Annotated in this window: 20 protein-coding genes; 14 read left to right on the top strand and 6 right to left on the bottom strand. The window is 72.0% G+C overall.

What is annotated here, in order from left to right; genetic code table 11:
• Positions 1-28 precede the first annotated feature (28 nt).
• Positions 29-1,213 carry a hypothetical protein gene (locus ACZ41I_RS22555; protein WP_468514897.1) on the top strand — a complete coding sequence of 395 codons (1,185 nt, stop codon included), beginning with the start codon at positions 29-31 and terminating at the stop codon, positions 1,211-1,213.
• Positions 1,214-1,267: 54 nt separating this feature from the next.
• Here ACZ41I_RS22555 and ACZ41I_RS22550 read toward each other — a convergent pair whose 3' ends face one another.
• Entirely contained in the window at positions 1,268-2,503 is a 1,236-nt protein-coding gene (locus ACZ41I_RS22550) for a glycosyltransferase 87 family protein (protein WP_468514896.1), read from the bottom strand.
• 120 nt (positions 2,504-2,623) lie between these two features.
• Between ACZ41I_RS22550 and ACZ41I_RS22545 the strand changes: the two genes are divergently transcribed.
• Complete coding sequence (locus tag ACZ41I_RS22545) at positions 2,624-3,766, top strand: glycosyltransferase family 4 protein (protein ID WP_468514895.1); 1,143 nt, start codon at positions 2,624-2,626, stop codon at positions 3,764-3,766.
• Between the two features lie 146 nt (positions 3,767-3,912).
• Positions 3,913-5,535: a GMC oxidoreductase gene (locus ACZ41I_RS22540; protein WP_468320288.1), complete on the top strand. Its 1,623-nt coding sequence runs from the start codon at positions 3,913-3,915 to the stop codon at positions 5,533-5,535.
• Between the two features lie 13 nt (positions 5,536-5,548).
• Here the strand turns inward: ACZ41I_RS22540 and ACZ41I_RS22535 are convergent, their stop codons facing one another.
• On the bottom strand, positions 5,549-7,345 hold the full coding sequence (locus ACZ41I_RS22535) for an AMP-dependent synthetase/ligase (protein WP_399769930.1): 1,797 nt from the start codon (positions 7,343-7,345) through the stop codon (positions 5,549-5,551).
• A 296-nt stretch (positions 7,346-7,641) separates the two neighbouring features.
• Here ACZ41I_RS22535 and ACZ41I_RS22530 point away from each other — a divergent pair, with 296 nt between their 5' ends.
• From ACZ41I_RS22530 to ACZ41I_RS22500, 7 genes are all read left to right on the top strand, one after another.
• Positions 7,642-8,439, top strand: coding sequence for a metallophosphoesterase family protein (locus ACZ41I_RS22530; RefSeq protein ID WP_363220220.1), 798 nt, complete (start codon positions 7,642-7,644; stop codon positions 8,437-8,439).
• Positions 8,440-8,592: 153 nt separating this feature from the next.
• Positions 8,593-9,036: an SRPBCC family protein gene (locus ACZ41I_RS22525; protein ID WP_363220221.1), complete on the top strand. Its 444-nt coding sequence runs from the start codon at positions 8,593-8,595 to the stop codon at positions 9,034-9,036.
• A 44-nt stretch (positions 9,037-9,080) separates the two neighbouring features.
• On the top strand, positions 9,081-10,256 hold the full coding sequence (locus ACZ41I_RS22520; protein ID WP_468514894.1) for an ArsA family ATPase: 1,176 nt from the start codon (positions 9,081-9,083) through the stop codon (positions 10,254-10,256).
• A 57-nt stretch (positions 10,257-10,313) separates the two neighbouring features.
• Positions 10,314-10,820: a DUF5304 domain-containing protein gene (locus ACZ41I_RS22515; RefSeq protein WP_363220223.1), complete on the top strand. Its 507-nt coding sequence runs from the start codon at positions 10,314-10,316 to the stop codon at positions 10,818-10,820.
• A 67-nt stretch (positions 10,821-10,887) separates the two neighbouring features.
• Entirely contained in the window at positions 10,888-11,841 is a 954-nt protein-coding gene (locus ACZ41I_RS22510) for an ROK family glucokinase (protein WP_031166589.1), read from the top strand.
• A 148-nt stretch (positions 11,842-11,989) separates the two neighbouring features.
• A complete protein-coding gene (locus ACZ41I_RS22505) occupies positions 11,990-12,742 on the top strand; it encodes an endonuclease/exonuclease/phosphatase family protein (RefSeq protein ID WP_363220224.1) in 753 nt (250 codons plus the stop codon).
• 103 nt (positions 12,743-12,845) lie between these two features.
• Positions 12,846-14,216: a serine hydrolase domain-containing protein gene (locus ACZ41I_RS22500; RefSeq protein ID WP_468514893.1), complete on the top strand. Its 1,371-nt coding sequence runs from the start codon at positions 12,846-12,848 to the stop codon at positions 14,214-14,216.
• A gap of 28 nt (positions 14,217-14,244) precedes the next feature.
• Here the strand turns inward: ACZ41I_RS22500 and ACZ41I_RS22495 are convergent, their stop codons facing one another.
• The 3 genes from ACZ41I_RS22495 to ACZ41I_RS22485 are packed head-to-tail and all read right to left on the bottom strand — an operon-like array spanning position 14,245 to position 16,298.
• Positions 14,245-14,922, bottom strand: a complete 678-nt coding sequence (locus ACZ41I_RS22495; protein WP_468514892.1) for a TetR/AcrR family transcriptional regulator — start codon at positions 14,920-14,922, stop codon at positions 14,245-14,247.
• A 40-nt stretch (positions 14,923-14,962) separates the two neighbouring features.
• Positions 14,963-15,526 carry a hypothetical protein gene (locus ACZ41I_RS22490; RefSeq protein WP_468514891.1) on the bottom strand — a complete coding sequence of 188 codons (564 nt, stop codon included), beginning with the start codon at positions 15,524-15,526 and terminating at the stop codon, positions 14,963-14,965.
• Positions 15,519-16,298 (bottom strand): alpha/beta hydrolase, encoded by a 780-nt coding sequence (locus ACZ41I_RS22485; protein WP_363218950.1) that lies wholly within the window; start codon positions 16,296-16,298, stop codon positions 15,519-15,521. The genes ACZ41I_RS22490 and ACZ41I_RS22485 overlap by 8 nt, the downstream gene beginning before the upstream one ends.
• 185 nt (positions 16,299-16,483) lie before the next feature.
• Between ACZ41I_RS22485 and ACZ41I_RS22480 the strand changes: the two genes are divergently transcribed.
• From ACZ41I_RS22480 to ACZ41I_RS22465, 4 genes are all read left to right on the top strand, one after another.
• Complete coding sequence (locus tag ACZ41I_RS22480) at positions 16,484-17,230, top strand: lysophospholipid acyltransferase family protein (protein WP_399770490.1); 747 nt, start codon at positions 16,484-16,486, stop codon at positions 17,228-17,230.
• Positions 17,231-17,272: 42 nt separating this feature from the next.
• Positions 17,273-18,505, top strand: a complete 1,233-nt coding sequence (gene macS, locus ACZ41I_RS22475) for a MacS family sensor histidine kinase (protein ID WP_468514890.1) — start codon at positions 17,273-17,275, stop codon at positions 18,503-18,505.
• Entirely contained in the window at positions 18,502-19,179 is a 678-nt protein-coding gene (locus ACZ41I_RS22470; protein ID WP_468514889.1) for a response regulator, read from the top strand. The genes macS and ACZ41I_RS22470 overlap by 4 nt, the downstream gene beginning before the upstream one ends.
• A gap of 94 nt (positions 19,180-19,273) precedes the next feature.
• On the top strand, positions 19,274-20,302 hold the full coding sequence (locus ACZ41I_RS22465) for a 6-phosphofructokinase (RefSeq protein ID WP_363218952.1): 1,029 nt from the start codon (positions 19,274-19,276) through the stop codon (positions 20,300-20,302).
• 17 nt (positions 20,303-20,319) lie between these two features.
• Here the strand turns inward: ACZ41I_RS22465 and ACZ41I_RS22460 are convergent, their stop codons facing one another.
• Positions 20,320-22,176 carry an anthranilate synthase family protein gene (locus ACZ41I_RS22460; protein WP_468514888.1) on the bottom strand — a complete coding sequence of 619 codons (1,857 nt, stop codon included), beginning with the start codon at positions 22,174-22,176 and terminating at the stop codon, positions 20,320-20,322.
• Positions 22,177-22,199 lie beyond the last annotated feature (23 nt).

Here is a 22,199-nt window from a genome sequence, read left to right as displayed (position 1 = left end):
CCGCGCCGCTCGCCGTTACGATCGGGAAATGGCTGGTCGCAGACGGGGGTGGAGCATCGGGGCCGTGGGCCTCGCTCTGCTGCTGTCCCTGGCCGGGTGCGGCGGTACGGGGACCGACGAGGCTCGTACCGAGGTGCAGCACCTGCTCGACCGGCGCTCCGCCGCCCTCCTCGGCCACGACGGCACGGCGTACGACGCGACGGGCGTCCCGAGCGAGTACGCCCGGCTGCGCGCCCTCCCGCTGGCCTCCTGGAGCTACAAGGTCACCGCCGTGCGCCGTACCTCCTCCGGCGCCACCGCCGACGCCGACCTGAACTACCGCGTCGCGGGCTACGACAAGGCCCCGGTCGACGCCCGCCGCACCCTCACCCTCGGCCGCACCGCCGACGGCAAGTGGTACGTCACCTCCGACAGCCCGGCGAAGGGAGCCGGGCAGCAACTGTGGGACCAGGGTCCGGTGACCGCCGTGCGGGGCGCGCACAGCCTGGTGCTGGGCACCGGCCTGACGGCCGCCGGGCTGAGCGGCTACGCGGCTCTGGCCGACCGTGCGGTCCCGGCCGTCTCCCGGGCCTGGGGCACCGGCTGGAGCCGCCATGTCGTCGTCCTCGTCCCGCGGTCCCTGAAGGACATGGGGGGCCTGCTCGGCTCGCCCGCCGCCAACTACCGGGGCATCGCGGCCGTGACCACCGGTGAGGCGGGAGGGTCCGGCCGGGCGCCCGCGGACCGGGTGGTCGTCAACCCGGAGGCGTACGCCGTCCTCGGTGACGTCGGCAAGCAGGTGGTGCTCACCCACGAGACCACCCATGTGGCCACCCGCGCGCAGACCACCGCCGCCACCCCGCTGTGGCTCTCCGAGGGCTACGCGGACTGGATCGGCTACCTCGGCACCGGCCGCACCCCCACCGAGGCCGCGCCGGAACTGACCCGCGCCGTCCGGGACGGTCACGCGCCCACGGAACTGCCGTCCGACAACGACTTCGGCTTCACCAGCGACCCGGCCGAGCTGGCGCAGGCGTACGAGGGCGGCTGGCTGGCCTGCCGGATGATCGCCGCGCACTGGGGTACGGCCCGGCTCGGCGCCTTCTACCGCGCCGTGGGCGCCCACGAGAGGCGGGCGGGCGCGGTCGAGGACGCGCTGAAGAAGGTGCTCGGCACCACTCCGGAGGCGTTCACGGAGCGGTGGCGGGAGTACGTCAGGTCACAGCTCGGCTGAGCGTCGCGGCCTTCCACTCCGTATGGCAGGCCGCCGCGATCCACACCGCCCACATCAGGAGCCGACCGGGGTCTGCCGGGGCCGGACGGGCCGGGGCGGCACGGGTGCGGCGGGGGCCGGGGGCACGGTCGAGCACCACAGCCGGCGGGCCGCCGAGAGCGAGGCCACGAGCAGCAGGCCGTTGCGCACCGCCATCAGCAGGACGCCGTACCGGTCGCTCACCACCACGTGCGAGAAGCCGAGCGGGAACTCCAGGACCGTCACGAAGGACGCGGCCATCACCAGCAGCGCGGGCGCCCCCATCCGGCTCGCCCGGTACGACACACAGGCCGCGGCCAGGCCGATCAGCCACACCAGGTACTGCGGGCTGATCACCCGGCTGGTGACCGTGAAGAGCAGGACGGCGGTGAAGGCCGCGTCCGCGAGCGTGTGCGGCGCCGTCAGGTCCGCCCGCAGCCGCCACAGCAGCAGCCAGCCCAGTGCGACCCCGGTCAGCGCCAGCGCCGCCGCGCTCACCTGGTCCACGTACGGGCCGAGGAATTCCACCGACCCGTAGTTCAGCAGCACCTCGCCCGGCCAGCCGAAGTGCCGGGCCACATGGAAGACCAGGCCGCCCAGCGACTCCACCTCGGTGCCCCGCTCCCGCTGGAAGGTCAGGAAGGCGAAGGCACCCGGCATGGACACCGAGAACAGCGCCGCCAGCCCGGCCCCCGTCATCGCCGCCGACGCCCACGCCCGCCGCCGTACGGCCCCGGCCAGCAGCAGCGCCGGCCACACCTTCAGCAGCGCCCCGAACGCGGCCAGCGCGCCCATCACCCGGGGCCGCCGGGCCCCGGCGAGCAGTGCCGCCACGGCCACCGCGGTCACCATCACGTCGTAGCGCGCGTACACCGTCGGGCCGAGCAGCGCCGCGCCCGCCACCCACACCCAGGCGCCGTGCAGCGACCGGCCGGGGTGCCGGCCCGGACCCAGCAGCAGCGCGAGCACGACCACGTCGGCGAGGAACGCCAGCACGTAGAAGGCGTGCGCGTAGGACAGGAAGGGCAGGGCGTCGGGGGAGCGGATCGCCAGGGCGGCGGCCGGCGGGTACTGCCACGTCACGTCGTCCAGCGGAAACGTTCCTTGCCGCAGTACCTCGTACCAGCCCCGGTAGATCACCGACACGTCCGCGGTGACGTCCGGGCCCGGGAAGGCGAACACCCGGAAGACGAACAGCAGCAGCGTCGCGCGGGTGGCGCCCCAGGTCGCGAGCAGCCATGCCAGGGACCGCGCGGTGCCCTTCGTCTCCACGTGCTCCCCTGCCGTTCGATTCCCGCTTCGATTGACGCGTCGCGGACCATGATGTCCTGCCCGGCTGTGCGCCTGCCACAGACTCGGCCGCGCCCGGCCCATTGGGTAGGGTCGGCAGCGATGCACAAGACCCTCATCGTCACCAACGACTTCCCGCCCCGGCCGGGCGGCATCCAGGCCTTCCTGCACAACATGGCCCTGCGCCTGGACCCCGGCCGGCTGGTCGTCTACGCCTCCACCTGGAAGCGCGGCCGGGAGGGCGCGGCGGCCACGGCCGCCTTCGACGCCGAGCAGCCCTTCACCGTCGTACGCGACCGTACGACCATGCTGCTGCCCACCCCGCAGGCGACCCGGCGGGCCGTGCAGCTGCTGCGCGAGCACGGGTGCACCTCGGTGTGGTTCGGCGCGGCGGCCCCGCTCGGCCTCATGGCGCCCGCACTGCGCAGGGCCGGCGCCGAGCGGCTGGTGGCCACCACCCACGGTCACGAGGCCGGCTGGGCCCAGCTGCCCGCCGCCCGGCACCTGCTGCGCCGGATCGGCGACTCCACGGACACGCTCACGTATCTGGGCGAGTACACCCGCTCCCGCATCGCGACCGCGCTCACCCCGCAGGCCGCGAGCCGCATGGTCCAGCTGCCGCCCGGCGTCGACGAGAAGACCTTCCACCCCGACTCCGGCGGCGACGAGATCCGCGCCCGCCTGGGCCTCACCGACCGCCCGGTCGTGGTCTGCGTCTCCCGCCTGGTCCCGCGCAAGGGCCAGGACACCCTGATCCGGGCCATGCCCCGCATCCTCGCCGCCGAGCCCGACACCGTCCTGCTGATCGTCGGCGGCGGGCCGTACGAGCGCGATCTGCGGCGGCTGGCAGCCGAGACCGGTGTGGGCGGCTCCGTCCGCTTCACCGGCGCCGTCCCCTGGTCCGAACTCCCCGCCCACTACGGCGCCGGCGACGTGTTCGCCATGCCCTGCCGAACCCGCCGGGGCGGCCTGGACGTGGAGGGGCTGGGCATCGTCTACCTGGAGGCGTCGGCGACGGGCCTGCCGGTGGTGGCGGGAGATTCGGGCGGGGCACCGGACGCGGTGCTCGACGGGGAGACCGGATGGGTGGTCAGGGGCGGCGACCCGACGGAGGCCGCAGAGCGGATCGTGACTCTCCTGGGCGACGCCGAGCTGCGCCGCCGCATGGGCGAGCGAGGCCGCCAGTGGGTCGAGGAGAGGTGGCGCTGGGACCTGCTGGCGGAGCGGCTGAAGGCTCTGCTGTAGTGCAGCGCCCCGCAAGGGGCGCGGGGAACTGCGCGACCAGCCACAGACAACCCGCAGCCGCCGACGACGAGACCCCACCCCTTCCTGCGGCGGCCCTTGGCGGATCCCGATAATCCGCCCATGCTGCGCCCATGACAGCAAACCTGATGAGACGTCAGCTGACAAGGCGTCACATACTCGGAATGGCCGCACTGCAGACCGCGGCCGCCCTCGGTTTCACCCGCATCGGCCTCCAGTCGGCCCGAGCGGCACAGCCCGGCACAGTCGAGAACGCCCCGGCGATCGTCATGGGGTCCGGCTACGGCGGCGCCGTGGCCGCCCTGCGCCTCGGCCAGGCCGGCATCCGCACCCTCGTCCTGGAAATGGGCCGCCTGTGGAACACCGCGGGCGGCGACGGCAAGGTGTTCTGTTCCACCGCCGCCCCCGACCAGCGCTCCATGTGGTTCCGCACCCGCACCGAGGCCCCGCTCGCCACCTTCCTGTGGCTGGACGTGGTCAACAAGGACATCAGCCCCTACCCGGGCGCCCTGGACCGCGTGCACTACGACCACATGTCCGTCTACGTCGGCCGCGGCGTCGGCGGCGGCTCCCTCGTCAACGGCGGAATGGCGGTCACGCCCCCGAAGCCGTACTTCACCGAGCAGTTCCCGACCGTGGACGCCGACGAGATGTACGGCACCTACTACCCCCGCGCCCGCGCCATGCTCGGCGTCAACACCATCGACCCGGCGTGGTTCGAGTCCACCGAGTGGTACCGGTTCACCCGCACCTCCCGGAAGGCCGCCGGCAACGCGGGCCTGAGGACCACCTTCGTACCGAACGTCTACGACTTCGGCTACATGCAGCAGGAGGCCGCCGGTACGGCCACCAGGTCGGCCCTCGCCGGCGAGGTCATCTACGGCAACAACCACGGCAAGCGCAGCCTCGACAAGACCTACCTGGCCGCCGCCCTCGGCACCGGCAACGTCACCCTGCACACCCTGGAGAGGGTGACGTCGGTCAGCCGGGCGGGCGACGGGTCGTACGTCCTGACCGCCGACCGGATCGACACCACCGGCGCGGTCGTCGAGACCAGGCAGTACAGCTGTACGTATCTCTTCCTCGGCGGCGGCAGCCTCGGCACCACCGAACTCCTCGTACGGGCCAGGGACACCGGCACCCTGCCCGACCTGAACTCCGCCGTGGGCGCGGGCTGGGGCACCAACGGCAACACCATGCTCGCCCGCGCCAACCACGTCTGGGACACCGTCGGCGCCAATGAGGCCACCATGCCGGTGATGGGCATCGACGACTGGGCCAACACCGACAACCCGGTCTTCGCCGAGATCGCCCCGCTGCCCATGGGCTTCGAGCACTGGATCAGCCTCTACCTGGCGATCACCAAGAACCCGGAACGGGCGTCCTTCACCTGCGACCCCGCCTCCGGCACGGTGAGACTCGGCTGGACCGCCGCCCAGAGCGCGGTGTCGGTGAGCATGGCCAAGAAGCTGTTCGACCGGATCAACCTGGCCAACGCCACCATCTACCGCTACGACCTGTTCGGCTCGGCCGGCAAGGTCTTCGCGGACGACTTCACCTACCACCCCCTCGGCGGCTGCGTCCTCGGCAGGGCGACCGACGACTACGGCCGGGTGAAGGGGTATCCACGCCTCTACGTCACGGACGGCTCGCTCGTGCCCGGCAACATCGGCGTGAACCCCTTCGTCACCATCACCGCGCTCGCCGAACGCACGATGGCGCGGGTCCTCGCCGAGGACACCGCGCCATGAGGCAACTGCCGGACTACTTCTGGTAGATGGCCTCGATCTCGTCCGCGTAGTCCTTCGCCACCACGTTCCGCTTGAGCTTCAGCGACGGGGTGAGGTGGCCCGACTCCTCCGTGAACTGGGAGGACAGAATGCGGAACTTCCGCACCGATTCCGCCTTCGACACCGCGGCGTTGCCGTCGTCGACCGCCGCCTGGATCGCCGCCTGCAGATCCGGGTCCTCGCGCAGCGACGCCGCGGTGGAGCCCGCCGGCTTGCCGTGCTCGGCGGCCCAGCGGCCCAGGAACTCCTCGTCGATGGTGACCAGCGCGCCCACGAACGGCCGCCCGTCGCCCACCACCATGCACTCCGCGACCAGCGCGTGCGCCCGGATCCGGTCCTCGATCACCGCCGGGGCCACGTTCTTGCCGCCCGCCGTGACGATGATCTCCTTCTTGCGGCCGGTGATCCTGAGGTAGCCGTCCTCGTCCAGGGTGCCGATGTCACCGGTGTGGAACCAGCCGTCGGCCAGCGCCTCCGCGGTCGCGCCCGGGTTGTTCCAGTACTCCTTGAACAGGTGCTCGCCGTGCAGCAGCACCTCTCCGTCGTCCGCTATCCGCACCACCGAGCCCGGCAGCGGCTGGCCGACCGTGCCGATCTTCTGCCGGTCCCACGGGTTGAACGCGGTCGCCGCACAGGACTCGGTCAGGCCGTAGCCCTCCAGCACGGTGAAGCCGATGCCCCGGAAGAAGTGGCCGAGCCGCTCGCCCAGCGGGGCACCGCCGGAGATGGCGTACTCGCCCCGGCCGCCGAGGACCGCGCGCAGCTTGCTGTAGACCAGCCTGTCGAAGACCTTGTGCTTGATCTTCAGGCCGAACGACGGACCGGAGGCGCTGTCCAGCGCCTTGCTGTAGGCGATCGCGGTGTCCGCCGCCTTGTCGAAGACCGCGCCCTTGCCGTCCGCCTGTGCCTTGGCCCGCGCGGAGTTGTAGACCTTCTCGAAGACGCGCGGCACACCGAGGACCAGCGTCGGCCGGAAGGCGGCCAGCTCGTCGGTGAGGTGCTTGATGTCCGGGACACAGCCCAGCTTGATCGGCGCCATCATCGGGGCGATCTGCACCAGCCGGCCGAAGACGTGCGCGAGCGGCAGGAACAGCAGGACCGAACACTCGCCGGTGCGGAACAGCGGACGCAGCCGCTCCACGATGTTGCCGCACTCGGCGAAGAAGCTGCGGTGGGTGAGCACACAGCCCTTGGGGCGGCCGGTCGTACCGCTCGTGTACACGATGGTCGCCGGGTCGTCGGCCCGGGCGAGCGAGCTGCGCTCCTCGACCGTCTCGTCCGACACGTCCTGCCCGAGCCGGCCCAGCTCCTCCACACCGCCGGCCTCGATCTGCCAGACGTGCTTGAGGGCGGGCAGCGACTCGCGCACCGACTCCACGGCCGCCGCGTGGTTGTCCAGTTCTACGACGCACGCGGTGGCGCCCGAGTCGGACAGGATCCACTGGACCTGCTCCGGCGAGCTGGTCTCGTACACCGGCACCGTGATCGCGCCCGCGCTCCAGATCGCGAAGTCCATGAGCGTCCACTCGTACCGGGTGCGGGACATCAGGCCCACCCGGTCGCCCGGCTGCACACCGGCGGCGATGAGGCCCTTGGCAGCGGTGTGCACCTCGGCCAGGAACTCCCGGGCGGTCACGTCCTGCCAGGCGCCGCCGGACTTGCGGGCGATGACGGCGACGTCGGGATGCTGCGCGGCGTTTCTGCGGACGATGTCGGTCAGGTTGCCGTCCGCAGGGACCTCGTACAAAGCCGGAAGGCTGAACTCGCGCAAGACTGCTGCTCCTCATAGGGCGCCGGCGCCACGACACTGTGTGATGCGACGGTGCGGTCCACGGCTCGGGCAAGTGCTCGGGAATTCAGCTGTTGAAATCCAGAGCACGACTGGACTGCCCGGACGTTACCCGTCGGTATGGCGTTCCCGACAGGGGGTTCCGGCGAGATGTTCGCTGCGTCACACATGTTGGCGTTCCTTCGCGCACAGTAGTCCACGGCTGAAGCGACCGGCGAGTAACCGCAGGCCGGGCCGACACTGTTCACGCAGATCCCGCAGGCCTACGCTTGATCACCATGGCATCCACACGCTCCGGCAACCGAAGGACGCGCGTGCACGTGGTCAGTGACGTGCACGGCAACGCCCGTGACCTGGCCCGGGCCGGCGAGGGTGCCGACGCCCTGATCTGCCTGGGCGACCTCGTGCTCTTCCTCGACTACGCCGACCACTCGCGCGGCATCTTCCCCGACCTGTTCGGCAAGGAGAACGCCGACCGCATCGTCGCGCTGCGCACCGCCCGCCGCTTCGAGGAGGCCCGCGAGTTCGGGGCCCGGCTGTGGGCCGGCATCGGCGCGGACCGGGCCACGGCCATCGAGACGGCGGTGCGCAAGCAGTACGCCGAGATGTTCGCCGCCTTCCCCACCCCGACGTACGCCACCTACGGCAACGTCGACATGCCGCCCCTGTGGCAGGAGTACGCCCGGCCCGGCACCACCGTCCTCGACGGCCAGCGGGTCGAGATCGGCGGCTGGACCTTCGGCTTCGTCGGCGGCGGCCTGCGCACGCCCATGCGGACGCCGTACGAGATCAGTGACGAGGAGTACGCCGCGAAGATCGAGGCGGTCGGCGAGGTCGACGTGCTGTGCACGCACATCCCGCCGGAGGTCCCGGAGCTGGTGTACGACACGGTCGCCCGCCGCTTCGAACGCGGCAGCCGCGCCCTGCTGGCCGCGATCCGCCGCACGAGACCCCGCTACTCGCTCTTCGGCCACGTCCATCAGCCGCTCGCGCGCCGCATGCGGATCGGCGCGACGGAGTGCGTGAACGTGGGCCACTTCGCGGGGACGGGCCGCCCCTGGGCGCTCGAATGGTGATCAACGCGCCAAGGACGGTCGTCGGCAGGCCATGTGGGGTGACCGGCGGGACACGGGGTGAAGGCGGCAGGTCGGCGGCGCGGTAGCCTTCACGCTGCACACACGTGCGCACGACGACCTCTGTACCGGCCCGCATCTGGAGGAGCCACGGCGATGGCGGAACACACCAGCTCGAGCATCACGATCGAGGCGGCACCGGCCGACGTCATGGGGGTGATCGCCGACTTCGCCCGCTACCCGGACTGGACGGGCGAGGTGAAGGAGGCGGAGGTCCTCAAGACCGACGACCAGGGCCGCGCCGAGCAGGTACGCCTCGTCATGGACGCGGGGGCGATCAAGGACGACCAGACGCTGGCCTACACCTGGACCGGCGACAACGAGGTCTCCTGGACCCTGGTCAAGTCGCAGATGCTGCGCTCCCTGGACGGCTCGTACGTCCTCAAGCCCAGCGGTCCCGGCGCCACCGAGGTCACCTACCTCCTGACGGTCGACGTCAAGATCCCCATGCTCGGCATGATCAAGCGCAAGGCGGAGAAGGTCATCATCGACCGCGCCCTGGCGGGCCTGAAGAAGAGGGTGGAGTCGGGGGAGAAGTAGTCACCCCGGTCCGGCACCCGCGCACGACGGTACCGTTCACCCTCATGCGCACCATCCTGATCACGGGCCCGGGCGGCAGCGGCCGTACGACCATCGCTGCCGCCACCGCACTGCGCGCCGCAGGGGAAGGCACCCGCACCCTTCTGCTCGGTGCCGACCGCACCGACACCCTCGGCGCCGCGCTGGGCTCCGCGACAGGACCGGCGCCCACGGAAGCCGCCCCCCACCTCACCACCTGGCGCCCCGACGCCGCCGAGCGCTTCCGCGAGGACCTCACCGCCTTCCAGACCCGCGCCGCGAACGTCCTCGACCTGCTCGGCGCCGCCCGGCTGGACGCCGAGGAGGTCACCCCGCTGCCCGGCGCCGAGGAGCTGTCCTTCCTGCGCGCCCTCCGGGACGCCGCCCTCTGCGAGCGCTACGACCTCCTCGTCGTCGACCTCCCGCCCCTCCCGCAGGCCCTCGCCCTGCTCGCCCTCCCCGAGGAGCTGCGCCGCTACCTGCGCCGCCTGCTCCCGCCCGAGCGGCAGGCGGCCCGCGCCCTGCGCCCGGTCCTCGGCCGGCTGGCCGGCGTCCCCATGCCCGCCGACTGGCTGTACGAGACCGCGGCCCGCTGGGACGTAGAACTGGCCGCCGTCCAGGCCGTCCTCACCGACCGGAACACCGCCGTACACCTGGTGGCCGAGCCCGGTCCGGCCGGCGCCGACGCCGTACGCGCCGCCCGCCTGGGCCTCGCCCTGCGCGCCCTGCGCACCGAGACCCTGATCGCCAACCGCGTCCTCCCCGAGGCCACCGGCGACAGCTGGTTCTCCTCCCTCCTCGCCCAGCAGCGCAAGACGCTCGCCGACTGGCAGGAGGAGCCGTACGACGTCCATCCCGTCCCCCACCTCGGCCGCGACCCCCGCGGCACCGACGACCTCACCGCCCTCGCCCCGCCCGCCGTCAACCCGTCGCCCGCCCCGGTCGAGTGGCCCGTCGCCGACCGGATCGCCGAGGACGGCGTGCTGGTCTGGCACATCCCGCTGCCCGGCGCCATACGCGACGAGCTGGACCTGATCCGGCGCGGCGACGAACTCGTCATCACCGCGGGCCCCCACCGCCGCCTCGTACCGCTGCCCTCCGCCCTGCGCCGGTGCACCGTCGCCGGCGCCGCCCTGCGCGAGGGCGAACTGCGCATCCGCTTCGCCCCGGACCCGGACCTGTGGCCCGCGGGCGGACGGTGAACCGGGCACGCCCGTTCGGGTAACGTCGTAAAGGCGAACCGTAGTCAGGAGTCCGCCATGAGCGAAGAGCGTCCCGCATCCGACTCGTCCGAGGAACAGGAACACGGGAAACAGAGCCGGGCGACCGACGCCGACGCCTGGGCCACGGCCTGCGAAGAGGACCTCGCCGCCGAGAAGGCCCGCCGCCGCGCCGAGTACGGCCCGCAGCCGGGCTCGGCCGCCGAGGAACTGAAGAAACTCGTGGACACGGTGGCCGACAAGCTGTCCGGCCTCTCGTCACCGCTCCTCGGCAGCCTTGCCGGACCGGCCGCCCAGCAGATGGTGCGCCAGGCCGTCCAGCAGGCCAAGGCCGCCGTGGAGCCCGTCATAGACCGCAACCCGGACGTCTTCGACCACCTGGCCGCGGCCGGCGGCGAACTGCTCGCCGCCTACCGCTCCGCCGTCCAGGCCCAGGAGCGGCGCTGGACCGCCCGCACGGCCGACGACCTCACCCGCGAGGGGCCGGACGGCCGGCGCGACCGGGGCGAGGGCACCGGCCCAGGGGAACGCATCGACCTGGACTGAAGCCCTTCCACGGCAGGGCCTCGGGTACGGTTGGCCGTAGCGGGGCTCGACCGAAACTGAGGGATTCATGGGACTCACCATCGGCGTCGACATCGGCGGCACCAAGATCGCGGCCGGCGTGGTCGACGAGGAAGGCAACATCCTCTCGACCTTCAAGGTGCCGACCCCCACCACGCCCGAGGCCATCGTGGACGCCATCGCCTCGGCGGTGGAGGGTGCGCGCGCCGGGCACGAGATCGTCGGCGTGGGCATCGGTGCGGCCGGTTACGTCAACCGGCAGCGCTCCACGGTGTACTTCGCGCCGAACATCGACTGGCGCCAGGAGCCGCTGAAGGAGAAGGTCGAGGCCCGCGTGGGCCTCCCGGTCGTGGTCGAGAACGACGCCAACGCCGCCGCCTGGGGCGAGTACAAGTTCGGCGCCGGCAAGGGCCACCGCAACGTCATCTGCATCACGCTCGGCACCGGCCTCGGCGGCGGCATCATCATCGGCAACAAGCTGCGCCGCGGCCACTTCGGCGTGGCCGCGGAGTTCGGGCACATCCGGATGGTCCCGGACGGCCTGCTGTGCGGCTGTGGTTCCCAGGGCTGCTGGGAGCAGTACGCCTCCGGCCGCGCCCTGGTCCGCTACGCCAAGCAGCGCGCCAACGCCACCCCCGAGCACGCCGAGATCCTGCTCGGCCTCGGCGACGGCACCCCCGACGGCATCGAGGGCAAGCACATCTCCATGGCCGCCCGCCAGGGCGACCCGGTCGCCGTCGACTCCTACCGCGAACTGGCCCGCTGGGCCGGCGCCGGCCTCGCCGACCTGGCCTCCCTGTTCGACCCGTCCGCCTTCATCGTCGGCGGCGGCCTCTCCGACGAGGGCGAGCTGGTCCTCGACCCGATCCGCAAGTCCTACAAGCGCTGGCTGGTGGGCGGCAACTGGCGCCCCGTGGCCGACGTGATCGCCGCCCAGCTCGGCAACAAGGCGGGCCTGGTGGGCGCGGCAGACCTGGCCCGGGAACCCGACCCGATCATGTGACGTTCCCTTCTCGGGGTGCGGCCACTGCGTGAACCTCAGGGGCGCGGGGAACTGCGCGACCGGCCATTCCACAACCGGCGGTCGCACACGAACCCCGCGCCCCGAGTCATCGGGCGCCCGAACCCCGGGCGCGTCGTACATTGACGCCATGGCAACCCCGCTGCTCCCCAACTCCCGTACCGAACCCGATGGTTCCCCCGTCATCCGCGTCCTGAGCTACAACATCCGCTCGATGCGCGACGACACCCGCGCCCTCGCGAGAGTGATCACCGCCTGCGCCCCGGACCTCGTCCTGATCCAGGAGGCCCCCCGCTTCTTCCGCTGGCGCAAAAAGCTCGCCCGCCTCGCCAAAGCCACCGGCCAGGCGATCCTCACCGGCGGAGCCACCGCGGCCGGCCCGGCGATCCTCTGCTCGCTCCGGGCCACCGTGGAGCGCACGGAGGACGTCCTGCTGCCCCTCACTCCCGGGCTGCACCGGCGCGGCCTCGCCACGGCGGTGATCCGCTTCGGCGGCGCCCGGCTGGGCGTGATCAGCTGTCATCTGAGCCTGGACGACAAAGAGCGGTACGAGCAGGCCGCCCTGCTCCTGGAGCACCTCGCCGGCCTGGGCGTGGAGCACGCCGTCGTCGGCGGTGACCTCAACGAAGGCCCCGACGGCCCCGCCTTCCGGCTGGTCTCCGCGAGCCTCCGGGACTGCCGGGCCGTGGCTCCCTGGGGCGGCGAGGAAACCTGGCCGCACAGCGAACCCCCCGAGCGCATCGACGCCGTCTTCGCGACGAAGGACATCGAGGTGCTCGGCTGCGGGGTCCCGCTGGACCAGCCGGGCGTCACGGGTGCCGATCTGAAAGCGGCCACGGACCACCTCCCGGTACTGGCGGCACTTCGCGTACCGGTGGCGTGAGGCTTTCTCTTGAACTAAGTGCAAGAAAGGTCTTGTGCGGCCTGTCTCCGGTTGCCTACAGTCCTTCTTGTACTTAGTTCAAGTAGCCAGGAGGGGGAACCTGATGTCCGGCGAGCGAGAGCGGTTGGCCGCGTTCGTGGAAACGGCGGCGAAGGAGTACGGGGTGCCGGGGGCCGCCGTCGCCGTACTGACGGGCGGCGAGGAAATCCACGTCACGTACGGCGTGACGAACGTGGAACACCCCCTGCCGATCGCCGAGCACACCCTCTTCCACCTCGCCTCGGTGAGCAAGAGCTTCACGGCGACCGCGCTGATGCGTCTGGTCGAGCAGGGCAGGGTGGACCTGGACGCACCGGTCCGCCGGTACGTCCCCGACCTGCGCCTCGCCGACGAGGACACCGCCGCCCGGATCACCGTGCTGCACCTGCTCAACCACACGGCGGGCCTGGACTGGAACCTGGTCGACGCAGAGGAGGGCGACGGCTCGCTCGCCGCGTTCGTCGGGCAGCTGGACCGGCTGCCGCTGATCGCGCCGCCCGGCGCCCGTGCCTCCTACAGCCAGGCCGGGTACAACCTGCTCGGCCGAGTGGTGGAGAACGTCACCGGCCTCACGTTCGAGAAGGCGCTGGCCGAACTGGTCCTGCAGCCGCTGAGTCTGACCGACACCGTCTTCGACCTGGACGACGTCGTGGTCCGGCGCTTCGCCGTGGGGCACAAGCGCGCCGAGGACGGCTCCCTCGCCCTCGCCCGCCCCTGGAAGTCCCGGCGGGCCGGACTGCGCGGCAACAACCCCGGCGGCGGCATCGTCTCCTCGGCGAGCGACCTGCTGCGCTGGGCACGGTTCCAGCTGGGTGACGGAGAGGGGCTGCTGACCGCCGAAACGCTGCGCCGTATGCAGGAACCGACCGTGGAACTGCGGGGCAGCACGCTCGGCGACGCCTTCGGCATCTGCTGGTTCCTGCGGGACGTGGCGGGCGTGCGCACGGCCGGTCACGGAGGCTCGGGCAACGGGCAGTTCGCCGAACTGCTCCTGGTCCCGGAACGGGACTTCGCCGTCGTCTCGCTGTCCAACGCCGACCCGGACGGCTACCAGTTCAACCAGTCGGTGCTGAAGCGGGCGCTGGAGCTCTTCCTCGGTGTGGTCGAGCGGGAGCCCGATCCCCTGCCGTACGACGAGGAGCGGGCACGGGAGGTCGTCGGGCGGTACCAGATCGACGCCATGAACCTCGACATCGCGGCGGACGGCGACCGGCTCACGCTCGCGGTCGGCATCAAGCCGGAGATCCGCGCGGCGTCGGATGCGGAGATGCCGCCGGACCATCCGGCGGCAGAGATCGGCTTCCTGCCGGGGGACGGCGACGGGTACCTCGTGGTGGAGGGCGGTCTGAAGGGCCAACGGGGCTTCTTCTCCCGCGGGGCCGACGGCACGGTGACCGGGGTGGACCTGGCGGGGCGCCTCTTCACCCGGTCCTGACCCGTTCCGGGGGCCGGGGCGGTGCCGGTCAGCTTTCGGCGCCGCCCGGCCGCAGTCCCTCCAGCAGTGCCCGCAACCCAGCCGCGTAAGTACCGTCGGGTGCGTCGCCGTGCCCCGTAGCCGCAGCCGTGTCCAGCCGGGCCCGCAACCGCGGGAACGGCTGCGCCACCTGCGCCGCCCTGGCCAGCGTTTCCTTGAACTGCTCCTCGGCGTCCCCGCCGGCCCTGCGCACCTTGCGCGTCAGTGACGTCACCGCGGACGCGCCCAGCGCATTGCCGAGCACATACGTCACCAACGCCCCCGCCGCCCGGTCCGCCTCCTGCGCCGGGAAGCCGGCGGTCTCGAAGACGCCGAGGAGATGGTCGTCGTAACGGGCCTTGCCGGTGCCGTAGAGCAGATGGGAGCCGATCGCCTGCACCAGCCACGGATGCCGCACGAGCATCGCGTGCAGCCGGTCGGCCATCGCCGTGGCGACCCCCCGCCAGTCCGCCGCGTCGAGCGCCGGCAGCTCGACATCGTGCCACACCCGGTCGGCGGCGAGCAGCACGAGGTCGTCCTTGTTCTTGACGTGCCAGTAGACGGCGGTCGCCGCGGCCCCCAGCCGCTTGCCCAGACTGCGCATGTTCAGGCCTTCGAGGCCCTCGTCGTCCAGAAGCTCCACGGCGGTCCGGACGATCTGTTCCGGGGTCAGCGTGTCGCGCGGCATGGGCTCACGATAGGTGAGTCACCACGGACTTGTACAAAGTTCAGACCACCGCGCCCCGCCCGGGGTCGTCGTCCTCCTCGTCGTCCGTGCGCATGCGCAGCACCAGCGTGGCGAAGCCGCCGAGGAAGCCGCCGATGCCGAGGGTCGTCAGCCACCAGGTCATCTGCCAACCGAACAGCACCGCCAGCAGCAACAGGATCGGCCCCCCGACGACACCCAGCCAGGCGAACTTCGCCGTGGTGTCGGCGGTCGGCAGCGGCGGCGGCTCCGGCGGGACGAAGTGGCCCTCGTCGTCCTCGTCGAAGTCGTCCTCGGACGGCTCCGCAACGGAGTAGTCGCGCGGGCCGACACCGGGCGCGAAGGAGACCGAGCTGCCCAGCGGCCGGACCGGCGCCTTGTCGGTGTCGCCCCCGGCGTCCTTCTCCGGCTCCGGCAGCGCCAGGTCCTCCACCGGCTTGAAGGGCTTGGCGCCCGGCGGATCCGGCGGCTCCTCGCCGTACCCGGCGACGATGGCGCGCCAGGCGGCGTCCTCGTCGAAGGGCACCTTCTGCTCGTCCGGCTCGCGGCCCTCGCGGTCCTCGCGGTCGGACTCGTGCTCAGCCAACTGTGGCCGTCCCTTCCTTGCCGAGACTGGGTGCGAGCCGGCCGATGAAGGCGAGGCTCTCCTCGAAGACCCGGTCCGCATCCTCGTCCAACGTCGCCACGTGGTAGCTGTGTTCCAGCACGATCTCCGTCACGTTCGTGGACGACACCCGGCTCAGCACCCGGGCCGAGTCGGCCGCCGGGACGACATGGTCCTGGGCGCTGCGCAGCAGCAGCAACGGCTGGGTGACCTGGGGCAGCTCGCCGTCCAGCCGGCGCAGGAACACCCGCAGCGAGTGCGCCGCGTGCAGCGGCACCCGGTCGTAGCCCAGCTCGGCCGCGCCCGGCTTCGCGATGTCGCTGGCGATGCCCTTCGTCGTCCGCACGAGATGCCGCGCCACCGGAAGGGCGTACGCCGACAGGCCGTGCACCTTGTTCGCCGGGTTGACGAGGACGACACCCTGCACCCGCTCGCCGTGCCGGGCCGCGAGCCTGAGCGCCAGGGCGCCGCCCATCGACAGGCCCGCGACGAATACCCGGGAGCAGCGCTCGGCGAGGACGCGCAGCTCGCGGTCCACCTCCGCGTACCAGTCCTGCCAGCCGGTGACCTGCATGTCCTCCCAGCGCGTGCCATGGCCGGGCAGCAGCGGCAGCGACACGGTCAGGCCGTGCGCCGCATGGTGCTCCGCCCACGGGCGCAGCGACTGGGGCGAGCCGGTGAAGCCGTGGCAGAGGAGGACCCCCACCTCCCCGCCCTCGTGGCGGTACGGCTCGGCTCCGGGGAGGACCGGCACCTTCGACGCTCCTGTTCCTGAAGGGGCCCCCGCCGGTGGCCGGCAGAGGCGTGGGACAACGCGCGGATGTGGTTCACCGTACGCGACCGCACTGACACCGACCAGGGTCGTCGGGTCCATTGACGGTCCTCCGGGTTAAGGTCTGTTCGACGGAAACAGGAGGCACACGGGTGTTGTACGGGACGATGAAGGTCGCCATCGGAGGGCCGCTGAAGGTTGCCTTCAGGCCGTGGGTGGAGGGCCTGGAGAACGTACCGGCCGAGGGCGCAGCCATCCTGGCGAGCAATCACCTGTCCTTTTCGGACTCCTTCTTCCTGCCCGCGGTCCTCGACCGCAAGGTCACCTTCATCGCGAAGGCCGAGTACTTCACCACCCCGGGCGTCAAGGGCAGGCTGACGGCGGCCTTCTTCAAGGGCGTCGGACAGCTCCCGGTGGACCGCTCCGGGGCGCGCGGTGCCGGCGAGGCCGCGATCAAGAGCGGAATAGAGGTGCTGGAACGCGGCGAGTTGTTCGGTATCTACCCGGAGGGCACCCGCTCGCCCGACGGCCGCCTCTACCGGGGCAAGCCCGGCGGCCTCGCACGCGTGGCGCTCGCCACCGGCGCGCCGGTCATCCCGGTGGCGATGATCGACACCGAGAAGATCCAGCCCCCCGGCAAGGTGATGCCGAAGCTGATGCGGCCCGGCATCCGCATCGGCAAGCCGCTGGACTTCAGCCGCTACCACGGCATGGAGCACGACCGCTTCGTCCTGCGCGCCCTGACCGACGAGGTCATGTACGAGATCATGAAGCTCTCCGGCCAGGAGTACGTCGACATGTACGCGACGGCCGCCAAGCGGCAGATCGCGGAGGCGGCGAAGGCGGCCAAGGAAGCGGAGAAGGCCAAGGAGGCCCAGGAGAAGGAAGCCGGGAAGAAGAAGGCGGAAGGGTAAGCGGGGATCCGCGGAGCCGGGGGAGTCGGGGGGCCGGGGGACATGCCCGAGCGCGAGCGCGTCATGAGGATGTCGGTCGAGCTGCCGCTGTGGCGCGCGCTCACCGGCTACCGCGTGCTGACCATGCTGTACGCGATCGGCCTGGGGGCCACCAGGCACGGCCTCTACACGCACCCCTGGGTCGCCGTCGGCTACTTCGCCGTCCTGTTCGTCTGGACCCTCGCCACCCTGCCGAGGGTGCGCAACGCGGCGAGCTGCACCAAGGGCTTCCTGACCGTCGACCTGGCCATCGCCCTCAGCGGCGTCCTGATCACCCCGCTCGCCGACAGCCATCAGCGGATCGCGGGCGGCCCCACGCTGCCGTCGATATGGACCGGCGGTGCGGTGCTGGCCTTCGCGATCAAGGGCGGCTGGCGCTGGGCCGCCGCGGCCTCCACGCCGGTCGCGCTGGCGAACCTGGTCGAACGCGGCCATCCCGCCCGGGACACCGTGCACAGCCTGATCCTCCTCTGGGTGGCCTCGATCGCCGTCGGCTACGTCGTGGAGGTCGCCCGTGCCTCCGAGCGCACCCTGGCGCGCGCGCTGGAGATCGAGGCCGCGACCCGGGAGCGGGAGCGGCTGGCCCGGGACATCCACGACGGCGTGCTCCAGGTGCTGGCGATGGTGCAGCGGCGCGGCGCGGTGATCGGCGGCGAGGCGGCCGAGCTGGGGCGGCTCGCGGGGGAGCAGGAGGCGGCGCTGCGCACGCTGGTCTCCGGCGGTCTGGTGCCGGTCCCCCGGGTGTCGGAGGACGCCTCGGCCGGGGCGGTCGTACGGGCCGTGGAGGAGCCGTACGAGGAGGAACCGGACGGCCCGCTCGATCTGCGCTTCCTGCTGGCGCCGTACGCGGGTGCCCGGGTCAGCCTCGCCGAGCCCGGTGCACCGGTCGAGCTGCCCCGGCCGGCCGCGCGGGAGCTGGCCGCCGCGGTCGGCGCCGCCCTGGACAACGTGCGCAAGCACGCCGGGGCCGGCGCCCGGGCCTGGATCCTGGTCGAGGACGAGCCGGACGAGATCGTCGTGACCGTCCGGGACGACGGCCCCGGCATCCCCGAGGGCCGGCTCGTCCAGGCCGAGGGAGAGGGCCGGCTCGGCGTGGCCCAGTCGATCCGGGGGCGGCTGCGCGATCTGGGCGGCAGCGCCGAACTCGTCTCCGTCCCCGGACAGGGCACGGAAGTGGAACTGAAAGTACCGAAGGGCGCCGGTCGGGCGCGGGGGAAGAAGGCGGAGCGGCGATGAGCGAGCAGCAGGACCCGATCAAGGTCATGGTGGTGGACGACCACCCCATGTGGCGCGACGCGGTCGCCCGGGACCTCGCCGAGTCCGGCTTCGAGGTGGTCGCCACCGCGGGCGACGGCGAGCAGGCGGTCCGCCGTGCCAGGGCCGCCGCCCCCGACGTCCTCGTGCTGGACCTCAATCTGCCCGCCAAGCCCGGCGTCCAGGTGTGCAAGGAACTGGTCGGCCACAACCCGGCGTTGCGCGTCCTGGTCCTGTCGGCGAGCGGTGAGCACGCCGATGTCCTGGAGGCCGTGAAGTCCGGCGCGACCGGCTATCTGCTGAAGTCGGCCTCCACCGATGAGCTGCTGGACGCCGTGCGCCGTACCGCCGTCGGCGACCCCGTGTTCACGCCCGGCCTCGCCGGACTGGTCCTCGGCGAGTACCGCCGGCTCGCCGCCGAGCCCGTGCCCGCCCCCGACACCGACGAGCCCGGGGCGCCCCGGCTGACGGACCGGGAGACGGAGGTGTTGCGGCTGGTCGCCAAGGGCCTGAGCTACAAGCAGATCGCCGAACGCCTCGTCATCTCCCACCGCACGGTCCAGAACCATGTGCAGAACACCCTCGGCAAACTCCAGCTGCACAACAGGGTCGAGCTGGTGCGGTACGCCATAGAGCGCGGCCTGGACGACGAGTAGCGCACCGGAATCACTCTTCCCGCCCCTCCCGATGTGACACGGATCACCACTAGCGTGACTCTCTGTCAGGAAACCGTGGTGAAGGGACATTTCCATGCGGGTCGGAGTACTGACCGGAGGCGGCGACTGCCCCGGGCTCAACGCCGTCATCCGGGCCATCGTCCGTAAGGGCGTGCAGGAGTACGGCTATGACTTCGTCGGCTTCCGGGACGGCTGGCGCGGACCTCTCGAAGGCGACAGCGTGCGCCTCGACATCCCCGCGGTGCGCGGCATCCTGCCCCGCGGCGGCACCGTCCTCGGCTCCTCGCGCACCAACCCCCTCAAGGCGGAGAACGGCGTCCGCCGCATCAAGGAGAACCTGGCCAAGCAGGAGATCGACGCTCTGATCACGATCGGCGGCGAGGACACCCTGGGGGTCGCCGCGCGCCTGTCCGACGAGTACGGCGTGCCGTGTGTCGGCGTGCCCAAGACGATCGACAACGACCTGTCCGCGACCGACTACACCTTCGGCTTCGACACCGCGGTCGGCATCGCCACGGAGGCCATCGACCGACTCCACACCACCGCCGAGTCCCATATGCGCGTCCTCGTCTGCGAGGTGATGGGCCGTCATGCCGGCTGGATCGCCCTCCACTCCGGCCTCGCCGGCGGTGCCAACGTCATCCTCATCCCCGAGCAACGCTTCGACCTCGACCAGGTGTGCGCCTGGATCACCTCCCGGTTCAAGGCGTCGTACGCACCGATCGTGGTCGTCGCGGAAGGCGCGATGCCGAAGGACGGGGACGCGGTCCTGAAGGACGAGTCGCTCGACTCCTTCGGGCACGTCCGCCTGTCCGGCGTCGGCGAGTGGCTGGCGAAGGAGATCGAGAAGCGCACCGGCAAGGAGGCCCGCACCACCGTCCTCGGTCACATCCAGCGCGGCGGCACGCCCAGCGCCTTCGACCGCTGGCTGGCCACCCGCTTCGGCCTGCACGCCATCGACTGCGTCCACGACGGCGACTTCGGCACGATGGTCGCCCTGCGCGCCACCGACATCGTCCGCGTCCCCCTCGCCGAGGCCACGGCCAGGCTGAAGACGGTGGACCCGAAGCTGTACGAGGAGATCGGGGTGTTCTTCGGCTGACGGCAGCCCCAGGACGGCTACACGGTCGTACGGCGCAGCTGACCGACCAGTTCCCGTACGACCGTTGCCCCGTTCAGGGTCAGGATCGACTCCGGGTGGAACTGCACCCCGGCGAACCCCGGACCCCGCAGCGCGTGCACCTCACCGTCGGGGGCCCGGCTCACCTCCACCCCGTGCGCGGCCAGCTCACGGGCCGTCTCCTCGTCGCAGCGGGCCACGAAGCTGTTGTAGAAGCCGACCGTCTCTGGCCGTCCGAACAGGTCGATCGTGGTCTGCGCCCCCTGGTGGGGGACCTGCTTGCGGACGATCTCCAGCCCGAGCTCCGCCGCGATCAGTTCGTGCCCGAGGCAGACGCCGAGCACGCCGTACCGGTGCGCCCGGATCACCTCGGCGGTGAGATTCCGCAGGAACCGCATCTTGGCGTCGTCGAGCTCGCAGGGGTCACCGGGACCGGGCCCGAGGACGACCGGCCCCTCGTGCGCGAGCACCGCCCTCCGCAGTCCCGGCTCGTCGTACCGCCGGACGGTGACGTCCAGCCCGCTCGACCGCAGCATGTGCGCGAGCATCGCCGTGAAGGTGTCCTCGCCGTCGACGACGAGAGCCCGGCCGGTGCGCTCCTGTGCCGGTTCCTGCATCCGCAGCCAGAAGGGCGCGAGCGCGGCCCGCCGCCCGTCCAGCGCCGCCCGCACCCGCGGGTCGTCGGCCAGCCGGGGCCGCTGACGCTCCGCGTGCGGCCGGGACGGCCGTACTCCGAGGGCCGCCAGCACGCCCGCCGCCTTCGCGTGCGTCTCCGCGACCTCGCCCGCCGGGTCCGAGCCGCGCACCAGCGTGGCGCCGACCGGCACCCGCAGACGTCCACCGGCGGAGATGTCGGCGGTGCGGATCAGGATGGGGGAGTCCAGGGTCTGTGCGCCCCCGGAGTCGCGGCCGAGCAGGGCCAGCGCGCCCGCGTAGTAGCCACGACCGCCGACTTCGTGCCGCTCGATGACCCGGCACGCGTTCTGCACCGGCGACCCGGTCACCGTCGCCGCGAACATGGTCTCCTTCAGCACCTCCCGTGCGTCCAGGGAGGACTTCCCGCGCAGCTCGTACTCGGTGTGCGCGAGGTGGGCCATCTCCTTCAGCCGCGGCCCGACGACGACGCCGCCCATGTCGCCGACGGTGCACATCATCTTCAGTTCCTCGTCGACGACCATGGACAGCTCCTCGATCTCCTTGCCGTCGGCGAGGAAGGAGAGCAGGTGCTCCGGGGTCGGCCCCCCGGCGGGATACCGGTACGTCCCGCTGATCGGGTTCATGACGACGGTCCCGCCGGACATCCGGACGTGCACCTCGGGGCTGGCTCCCACCAGCGTCCGGTCCCCGGTGTGCACGACGAAGGTCCAGTAGGCGCCGCGCTCGTCCTGCAGCAGCCGCCGGAACAGCGCGAGCGCGTCGGCCCGGCCGAATCCCGGGATCTCGCCCTCGTACGTGCGCCGGATCACGAAGTTCGCCCCCTCGCCCCGGCCGATCTCCTCGTCCAGCACCCGGGCGACGATCTCGCCGTACTCCTCGTCGCCGACGTCGAAGCCACCGCCCTCGACGCGCACCTCGTGCGCCGGCAGCCGGCCCAGCGCCACGTCGAGCGGGATCTCGTACGACTCCTCGGGGGTCAGCACCAGCAGGGGGGTGCCGTCGTCGCGGACGTCGAAGCCGCGCTCGCGGATCTGCCGGAACGGGACCAGCGCGAGGCCCTCGCCGGGCAGGTCGGCGAGCCGGTCGTGGCCGGTCACCGGGCCGAGGAGCACTTCGACCGGGTGCGTGTCGCGGCCGGGCGTGCGGCGGCGGAGCAGGGCGAAGGGGCGGTCGTCGTGCAGGAGCTGTGCCAGGTCCATGGTTCCTCTTCCGTCGATGTCGG

Source organism: Streptomyces sp. NPDC030799, from assembly GCF_055572255.1.
Note: the sequence above shows the minus strand (reverse complement) of the source record. Positions and strands in the feature narration are given on the sequence as shown.

Excerpts from the sequence above, each read along its gene's own strand:
- ACZ41I_RS22530 (WP_363220220.1), top strand. The coding sequence starts at position 7,642 with ATGGCATCCACACGCTCCGGCAACCGAAGGACGCGCGTGCACGTGGTC.
- ACZ41I_RS22505 (WP_363220224.1), top strand. The coding sequence starts at position 11,990 with ATGGCAACCCCGCTGCTCCCCAACTCCCGTACCGAACCCGATGGTTCC.
- ACZ41I_RS22520 (WP_468514894.1), top strand. The coding sequence starts at position 9,081 with ATGCGCACCATCCTGATCACGGGCCCGGGCGGCAGCGGCCGTACGACC.
- ACZ41I_RS22460 (WP_468514888.1), bottom strand. The coding sequence starts at position 22,176 with ATGGACCTGGCACAGCTCCTGCACGACGACCGCCCCTTCGCCCTGCTC.
- ACZ41I_RS22500 (WP_468514893.1), top strand. The coding sequence starts at position 12,846 with ATGTCCGGCGAGCGAGAGCGGTTGGCCGCGTTCGTGGAAACGGCGGCG.
- ACZ41I_RS22555 (WP_468514897.1), top strand. The coding sequence starts at position 29 with ATGGCTGGTCGCAGACGGGGGTGGAGCATCGGGGCCGTGGGCCTCGCT.
- ACZ41I_RS22540 (WP_468320288.1), top strand. The coding sequence starts at position 3,913 with ATGAGACGTCAGCTGACAAGGCGTCACATACTCGGAATGGCCGCACTG.
- ACZ41I_RS22515 (WP_363220223.1), top strand. The coding sequence starts at position 10,314 with ATGAGCGAAGAGCGTCCCGCATCCGACTCGTCCGAGGAACAGGAACAC.
- ACZ41I_RS22470 (WP_468514889.1), top strand. The coding sequence starts at position 18,502 with ATGAGCGAGCAGCAGGACCCGATCAAGGTCATGGTGGTGGACGACCAC.
- ACZ41I_RS22495 (WP_468514892.1), bottom strand. The coding sequence starts at position 14,922 with ATGCCGCGCGACACGCTGACCCCGGAACAGATCGTCCGGACCGCCGTG.
- ACZ41I_RS22480 (WP_399770490.1), top strand. The coding sequence starts at position 16,484 with ATGAAGGTCGCCATCGGAGGGCCGCTGAAGGTTGCCTTCAGGCCGTGG.
- macS (WP_468514890.1), top strand. The coding sequence starts at position 17,273 with ATGCCCGAGCGCGAGCGCGTCATGAGGATGTCGGTCGAGCTGCCGCTG.
- ACZ41I_RS22510 (WP_031166589.1), top strand. The coding sequence starts at position 10,888 with ATGGGACTCACCATCGGCGTCGACATCGGCGGCACCAAGATCGCGGCC.
- ACZ41I_RS22465 (WP_363218952.1), top strand. The coding sequence starts at position 19,274 with ATGCGGGTCGGAGTACTGACCGGAGGCGGCGACTGCCCCGGGCTCAAC.
- ACZ41I_RS22525 (WP_363220221.1), top strand. The coding sequence starts at position 8,593 with ATGGCGGAACACACCAGCTCGAGCATCACGATCGAGGCGGCACCGGCC.
- ACZ41I_RS22545 (WP_468514895.1), top strand. The coding sequence starts at position 2,624 with ATGCACAAGACCCTCATCGTCACCAACGACTTCCCGCCCCGGCCGGGC.